The 6,713-nt window shown below is 41.7% G+C and carries 6 protein-coding genes and 1 pseudogene; 4 read left to right on the plus strand and 3 right to left on the minus strand.

Annotated elements, in window-relative coordinates; genetic code table 11:
• Positions 1-663, plus strand: a 663-nt coding sequence (locus H5232_RS21620) for a transposase (protein WP_182831495.1), incomplete at its 5' end; no start/stop codon positions are given.
• A 531-nt stretch (positions 664-1,194) separates the two neighbouring features.
• Here the strand turns inward: H5232_RS21620 and H5232_RS21625 are convergent.
• Positions 1,195-1,494 (minus strand): hypothetical protein, encoded by a 300-nt coding sequence (locus tag H5232_RS21625; protein WP_182831496.1) that lies wholly within the window; start codon positions 1,492-1,494, stop codon positions 1,195-1,197.
• A gap of 298 nt (positions 1,495-1,792) precedes the next feature.
• Positions 1,793-1,897 (minus strand): annotated as a pseudogene (locus tag H5232_RS24775) (hypothetical protein); the annotation flags it as partial.
• Between the two features lie 208 nt (positions 1,898-2,105).
• Between H5232_RS24775 and H5232_RS21630 the strand changes: the two are divergent.
• Genes H5232_RS21630 through H5232_RS21640 form a run of 3 tightly spaced genes read left to right on the plus strand, consistent with a single transcriptional unit; the run spans position 2,106 to position 5,193 of the window.
• Positions 2,106-3,272, plus strand: a complete 1,167-nt coding sequence (locus H5232_RS21630; protein ID WP_182759114.1) for a site-specific integrase — start codon at positions 2,106-2,108, stop codon at positions 3,270-3,272.
• Positions 3,269-4,195 (plus strand): tyrosine-type recombinase/integrase, encoded by a 927-nt coding sequence (locus H5232_RS21635; RefSeq protein WP_182831497.1) that lies wholly within the window; start codon positions 3,269-3,271, stop codon positions 4,193-4,195. The genes H5232_RS21630 and H5232_RS21635 overlap by 4 nt, the downstream gene beginning before the upstream one ends.
• Positions 4,192-5,193 carry a tyrosine-type recombinase/integrase gene (locus H5232_RS21640; protein ID WP_024600953.1) on the plus strand — a complete coding sequence of 334 codons (1,002 nt, stop codon included), beginning with the start codon at positions 4,192-4,194 and terminating at the stop codon, positions 5,191-5,193. Before H5232_RS21635 ends, H5232_RS21640 begins: the two co-directional genes overlap by 4 nt.
• A 68-nt stretch (positions 5,194-5,261) precedes the next feature.
• Here the strand turns inward: H5232_RS21640 and tnpC are convergent.
• On the minus strand, positions 5,262-6,713 hold a 1,452-nt coding region (tnpC, locus tag H5232_RS21645; RefSeq protein ID WP_259400176.1), incomplete at its 5' end, for an IS66 family transposase.

A 6,713-nucleotide genomic window follows, 5' to 3' on the forward strand; every position in this document is an offset into this window, starting at 1 on the left:
TTTGAGCAAGTATCTCAAGATGGCGGCTACTTTTTGGTTAGAGCGAATAAAAACATCAACCCAACCGTCACATCTGCTTATTGCGCGGGCGTAGAGCTTAAAGAAAAGCATATTAAACTCAAAACCTTGCTCAAAAAGCGTGCTAGTCAGCCACTTGAGTTAACAGTACGCTGGAAGAAAAATGGACCCGAGTACAGGCTTATTTATCTACCCGATGAAAAGCGCCCTGTTTTCCTTGTTACCAATTTAAAAGAAACACAGTTTAACTTTGATGAGTTACTCGATATATACGCGACTCGTTGGCAAATTGAGTTACTTTTCAAAGAGCTAAAATCATGGAATAACCTTAAGGGATTTATCACAAGAGACCCACACATTGCAGAATCGCTGGTTTGGCTGAGCATACTGCAAACACTTATCAAGCGTTTTATCTGCCATAGTGCAGCGACGATATTTAAGTGTGCGATCTCGACATTTAGAGCGAATAAGTGCAGTTATCTTTGGCTGGATGATATTCTGGATTGCATAGAGCAAACACAGTGTAATCGTAAGGTACACCGTGTGCTAGAGCTACTAGCGGTAAATTGTAAGCGTCAATCCATTGAAAAAAATAATGATATGTGCCGTTTTAAAATAGGGAGTCACACGATCTGTGTTCCTTAAGAACTAAGCTATGAGCTGAATTTAATAATTGTAAAAATATATTCCGAGGGCACAGAGCCCCCACAATATAGCAATCAATAGGTGAGCATTTCTAATAAAGAAATTTTCATTATCATTTCCAGAATGTGATTTGATATTATTTTTTTTAATTTCTTCGTTCGCCATAACAAATTCCAATACTTAGATATATATAAAAAGGACTGCACCAACAGCGATAACAAACACACCTTGTAAAAACGCTTTTAGCCCATGTTCTTTAATCCATTCTTTCATAATTACTACCTGAGATATTCCAACGTAAATATTTGCACTAATTCTGGACACAACTCTATCCACTCGGAAAGTAGCTTGCTTTCATTCTGACCTTCGTAATTAGGGTCTTCACTTAATGCAGAAGAGCGCATAGAGAAGTATGATTTCAAATCACCCCGAATATCGTTTGTCGAATGCTCTACGTAAAATTCAATCTCTCTGAGTGTTAAAACTCGATCTTTCATTTCAACTTTTCCGTTTTCCAATAGTTAGATTAACTCATTTCTGAATGATTACAGGCGCACTTCTTACGAATGCACTTTTAAAAATGAAGATTTTCTTTTCGTTATTCACCAATTCTTTTTTCTTCATTTCAAGATGAATTTGATGATCTAATTGCATACGATAAGTACCAGTAAAACTTAGCTCTAATACGCCAGTATTTTTGCAAAAACCTGAATCTTTTTTGCAGTTTTCAATTATCACAGTTGCATTTGGATATGTGGATGGAATTGATAGCCCTAACTCTATGGCTGCAATAAATAAAAGTAGCCAAATACCCACAATCAATTTCTTCATACCAACCTCTTTTTCCACTATTCCCAACCAACAATGTACTGAGCGGTTTTCATTTCCGCAATATAGTCACCAAGTGTACTCAAGAACGTTCCATCTTCATTTGTTAATTTCATATCTAGTCGAGTTGAGAGATCCTCAACATCACCTAAGTCATGGGCTTCAAGATTTGTATATCCTTGTAGCAACACCAATAACTGCACCGCATATCACGCCAATTAAGTACATCTTGTTATTACAAATTCCAACTGTTCGTTTTTATTTAAAAGCATCAATACCGTAAGCGTCTAGCTAACGACACCTAGCTTTGCTTTATGTTCCAAGGTAACAACGGCTCAAGGTTACTTGGCTGCTCTGCAATGTGTTGCAAGCACGTTGAGATGTAATCATGCACTACAAGGTCATTTGCTTTTGCAGTTTATACCGAAAGAAAAACTATGCCGAATCACTTGGCTAGAACCCTATAATACAAAGATACTTGCATATGATTGCTTCGGCATAGTGTGATCTGACTTCTAATAATTAATTTACGGAGAAGGATTATGAGTGTTTCGGCATTTTTCAAGTGTAAAAAAACAATAGCGCGACTTCATACGGGCCCTTTGGGCGTTTATATGAAGGCTTATGCAGAGCATCTAATTACTGAAGGTCACTGCTACCAGAGTGGCGCTCGTAACATTAGAGTTGCTGCTGATTATAGCGCATGGTTAGCCAGTAAAAAGTATAAGGTGACTGATGTTAACGAAGCATCAGTACTACAATATGAAAAATTTAGGCAAAAAAATCGACATCCTTTTTTGTCTGATCACGCAGCTCTTATTAGACTTCTTATAGTGCTAAGAGCGCTCAATGCAACAGCAGCAGCAGCAACGATTGTGTTAGATCATCTGTCGCAGATCATTCAGGACTTTGAACAGCATTTGATGCAAAATCATGGACTTTGTGAAACTTCAGTCATCAGACATCGAATACCACTGAGGAAGTTTCTTTGGCAGTGTTGCCCTGATGGTGTTTCATGCTTTTCAAGCTTAAGAGGACAAGATGTAAGGCAATTTCTAGTGCAACACGCACATGACCAAAGCCCTAGCTCTGCAAAAAATATGTGTTGGACACTACGTGCGTTCGCTAGGTATCTTTTATATAAGGGGTATACAACCTACAATTTGTCTTCTGCTGTACCTAGTATCAGAAGATGGAGCCTAACCACCCTCCCAGAACATCTATCTTCTAACCAAATTCAAAAGGTGCTGAACAGTTGCGACACGAGCAGTGCCGTTGGCTTAAGGGATTACGCAGTACTTATGCTATTAAGTCGGCTAGGACTGAGGGCGAATGAAATAGCTCTGTTGAAGTTAGATGACATCAACTGGCATGCTGGTAACCTCAACATTCGAGGAAAGGGTCGAACGCTTATTGCTTTGCCTTTGCTGCCTGAAGTGGGTGCGGCGCTATCAGATTACTTACAAAACGCACGGCCAAAGACTGATAGCCGTTCAGTTTTTGTACGCTCATTGGCGCCACATTCTCAGTTTGCAAGCTCTGCTGGGATCTCACAAATTGCTAAAGCAGCGTTACTGCGAGCTGAGTTAACACTAAAGCATAAAGGGACTCATATTTTTCGCCATAGCCTTGCAACTAACTTGCTTCAAGCAGGTGCTTCACTGTCCGAAATTGGTCAACTACTTCGCCATAAGAGCCATGATTCGACACGTATTTATGCCAAAGTTAATATTGATGGATTAAGAGCATTAGCCATGCCATGGCCGGGAGTAGCACAATGATCTCCTTACGTAAAATATTACATGAATATGTGGATCTTAGACGCGGACTGGGCCACAAGTTTATTCAACCAGCTAGAGATTTAGAAGGCTTCGTTACGTTTATGGAGCAGTACAGTAGTACTTTTGTCACTACCAAACTTGCACTTGAATGGGCAACCCAATCGCCTGGAAAAAATGCTAGCTGGGCTATAAAACTGGCCTATGTTCGCGGGTTTGCTCGGCACTTGCAAACAATGGACATACACACAGAGGTACCGCCGGTTGGACTTTTATCCTATAGCGGCTCTTCTAAACCGTACATTTACTCTGATATTGAGATACAGGCATTGTTGGAGGCCGCATTAGCTCTTAAACCGGTAAACAAATTAAGGCGCTGGACATACCATTGCCTCTTTGGTCTTTTACCGACAACAGGCTTGCGTATCAGCGAAGCTTTGACTCTCAAACGCCAAGATGTAGATCTTGAGAACTGTATTCTCACTGTACGCGATACAAAGTTTGGAAAATCACGCTACGTTCCCATACATGCAAGTACTCAGCGTATTCTAGTCGAGTATGATCGCCGTCGCGATGAACTTATTAACCCTCCTTGCAGTGAGTACTTTTTGGTAGCAGAGCGCGGTGGCCGTTTATTACCGCAGTATGTTTCTCGTGTATTTTTACGTTTATCACGACAAATTGGATTACGTACCCCAAATGCTAGCTCAGGACCACGGATCCATGATTTTAGACATAGCTTTGCGGTCAATACGCTATTACGATGGTATAGAACTGGAGAAAAGGTAGACACCTTGTTACCAAAATTGTCTACTTACCTCGGTCACAGTTGTGTGCGTGATACCTATTGGTATTTATCTGCCTGTCCAGAGCTACTGGAACTTGCTGCGCGTCGCTTAGAAACACGTTTGGAGGCTGAACTATGAAAGCCACTACCGCATTTCCGTGCTTGCTTGAACGTTGGTTTACTATTCGTTTAATCAATCAAAAACGCGTCAGTCACAACACGATATACTCCTATCGAGACACCTTTCGACTGCTATTGGTGTTTGCAAAAAAACAGCTAGGGAAAGCGCCATCTGCGCTAACGCTAGAAGATATCAACGCAGAATTAGTTAGCGCATTTCTTAATGATCTTGAAGAGCACCGAGTAATCAGTGCTCGCACAAGAAATTTACGTCTGACTGCCATTCATTCATTTTTCCACTTTTTAGAATACGAAGAGCCTGGGTATAGCGCACAAATTCAGCGAGTATTAGTTATCCCTAGTAAACGACATGAGCAGAGGCTGATCCACTTCTTGGAGCGAACGGAAATAGAGGCATTACTGGCAAGTCCGGATAAAACGACGTGGATAGGCCATCGTGATCACGCTCTACTTTTTTTAGCGTTACAGACAGGGCTGCGTCTTTCTGAAATCATCGGGCTCAATAGTACGTCCCTATTTCTTGACCAAGGGGCGCATGTCCGATGTCTTGGCAAAGGTCGGAAAGAAAGAAGTACTCCTTTAACCAAACCTGCTGTTCGTATCATGAAAACTTGGCTGTTAGCGCTTCCTGGTATGGAAGAGGATATACTGTTTCCAACAATACGCGGCAATCGTCTTAGTGCAGACAGTGTGCAGTATTTAGTAAAGAAACATGCTGCTAATGCCAGTATTCAATGTCCATCGCTGAAGCAGAAGCATGTAACACCTCATGTGCTTCGACACACCGCAGCAATGGAGCTGCTTAGCGCAGGTGTTGATACCACGGTAATAGCGATGTGGCTTGGACATGAATCTACACAAACGACACAAAGATACTTACATGCTCATATGGCACTGAAGGAAGCAGCATTAGCGAAAGTAGCGCCATTTAATAAGCACAGTGATCTTCACTATAAACCGAGCGATAAGTTGTTAGGTTTTCTCACCAGCTTGTAGTTCTAGGATTAAACTATGCCGAATAGAAACTGGATCCTTACAGTCAAATGACAGTAATACCAGCACACTTATGAAATTGGGCAGCATGTGTTCGGCATAGTTTTTCTTTCGGTATAAACCGCATTATGCCGCATGCGGCATAATGCGGTTTCAACAAGACTATAGAGTATGGCGCTCGCATGTGCACCATTGCTGGTATTTGAAAACAACCAGTTTTTCCGTCCTATTACGAACGGTTTTATTGCTCGCTCTGCGCGGTTGTTATCTATGCTGAGCCTGCCATCATCGAGGTAACGCCTGAATTTCTCAAACTGATTTATCCCATAGTTGATGGCTTTGCCAAGCGCCGTTTGCGGTGGAATTTTATCTTTGTGCTTTATCAACCATTGATATAACTCATCGACAATTGGTTTTGCTTTTTGCTGTCTAATCTTGAATTTTTCACTGACCGATTTATCTTTGATGGCTTGCTCAATACCGTAGAGCTTGCGAATAAGGTTAAGTGCCACATCCGCTTTAACGGTTTTTTTATTATTGCCTTTGGCCTCGATGAATTTTCGGCGTATATGGGCTAAGCACGCAACCAGTGTTGCCTTTGTTTGCTCGTAGGCTTTATAGCCATCAACGTGCATATAACCTTGATAACCGTAAAGAAAATCAACCACACAATGTCCTGCACGACTGTTATGGTAATCAAACAGGACTATATTGGTGCCTTTTCCCAGCCTATCATCACCACAACAATACAGCCACATATAGCTGGTTGCTTTCTCTGAGTTAATAACATTTAACGAGGTTTCATCGCCATGAATAACCGCTTGAGATAACAACACCTCTTTTAAGCGTTGATACAAGGGGGATAATAGTTCAGCGCAGCGTAACATCCAGCTCGACATGGTTTGCCGACTCAACTCAATACCAATATCAGCAAATAGCGTTTCTTGGCGATAAAGCGGTAAACCAAACTGGTATTTGCAGGTGATTATCTGGCTCAGCAAACTAGGCGTGGCAATACTTTTTGGAATGACTGTTGCGGGGAACTTTGCGGTTTTCACCACACTTTCAATGCCTTCTCGCTCACAGTGACGGCACGTATATTTTGGGCGAATGGTTTTGATGACTTTGATATGCGCTGGCACAAACTCGAGCGCTTCACTGCTGCTTTCACCCATTTTGTGTAGTGGGCTTTGACAGCAATCACACTTTTTATCACCCTCATCCAAGTCAACAACGACCTCAACTCGTGGTAACTGTGCTGGCAGTGGGCGGCGTTTCGGTTTGGCTTTTTCTGTCTTTACTGAGGCCGATGTGGCCAATAGCGCTTTATCATGTTCATCAAGAATGTCTTCAGCTTCATTGAATACTTCGCCTGCACCTGGCATCTTTTCAGATTTCTTGGCGTACTCTTTGGCTAGTTTCGCGTTATAAGCTTGTAGCAATTCGTGAATTTGCGCGTCTTTTTCAGCTAACTTTTCATCCATATGCTGTTGCAACTCAAGCAACATGCGCTTGAGTTGTTC

The sequence above is a fragment of the Pseudoalteromonas sp. SG41-5 genome, from assembly GCF_014164495.1.
Classification (GTDB): domain Bacteria; phylum Pseudomonadota; class Gammaproteobacteria; order Enterobacterales; family Alteromonadaceae; genus Pseudoalteromonas; species Pseudoalteromonas rhizosphaerae.

Coding starts and splice junctions, on each gene's coding strand:
- H5232_RS21625 (WP_182831496.1), bottom strand. CDS start 1,494: ATGAAGAAATTGATTGTGGGTATTTGGCTACTTTTATTTATTGCAGCC.
- H5232_RS21640 (WP_024600953.1), top strand. CDS start 4,192: ATGAAAGCCACTACCGCATTTCCGTGCTTGCTTGAACGTTGGTTTACT.
- H5232_RS21630 (WP_182759114.1), top strand. CDS start 2,106: ATGAAGGCTTATGCAGAGCATCTAATTACTGAAGGTCACTGCTACCAG.
- H5232_RS21635 (WP_182831497.1), top strand. CDS start 3,269: ATGATCTCCTTACGTAAAATATTACATGAATATGTGGATCTTAGACGC.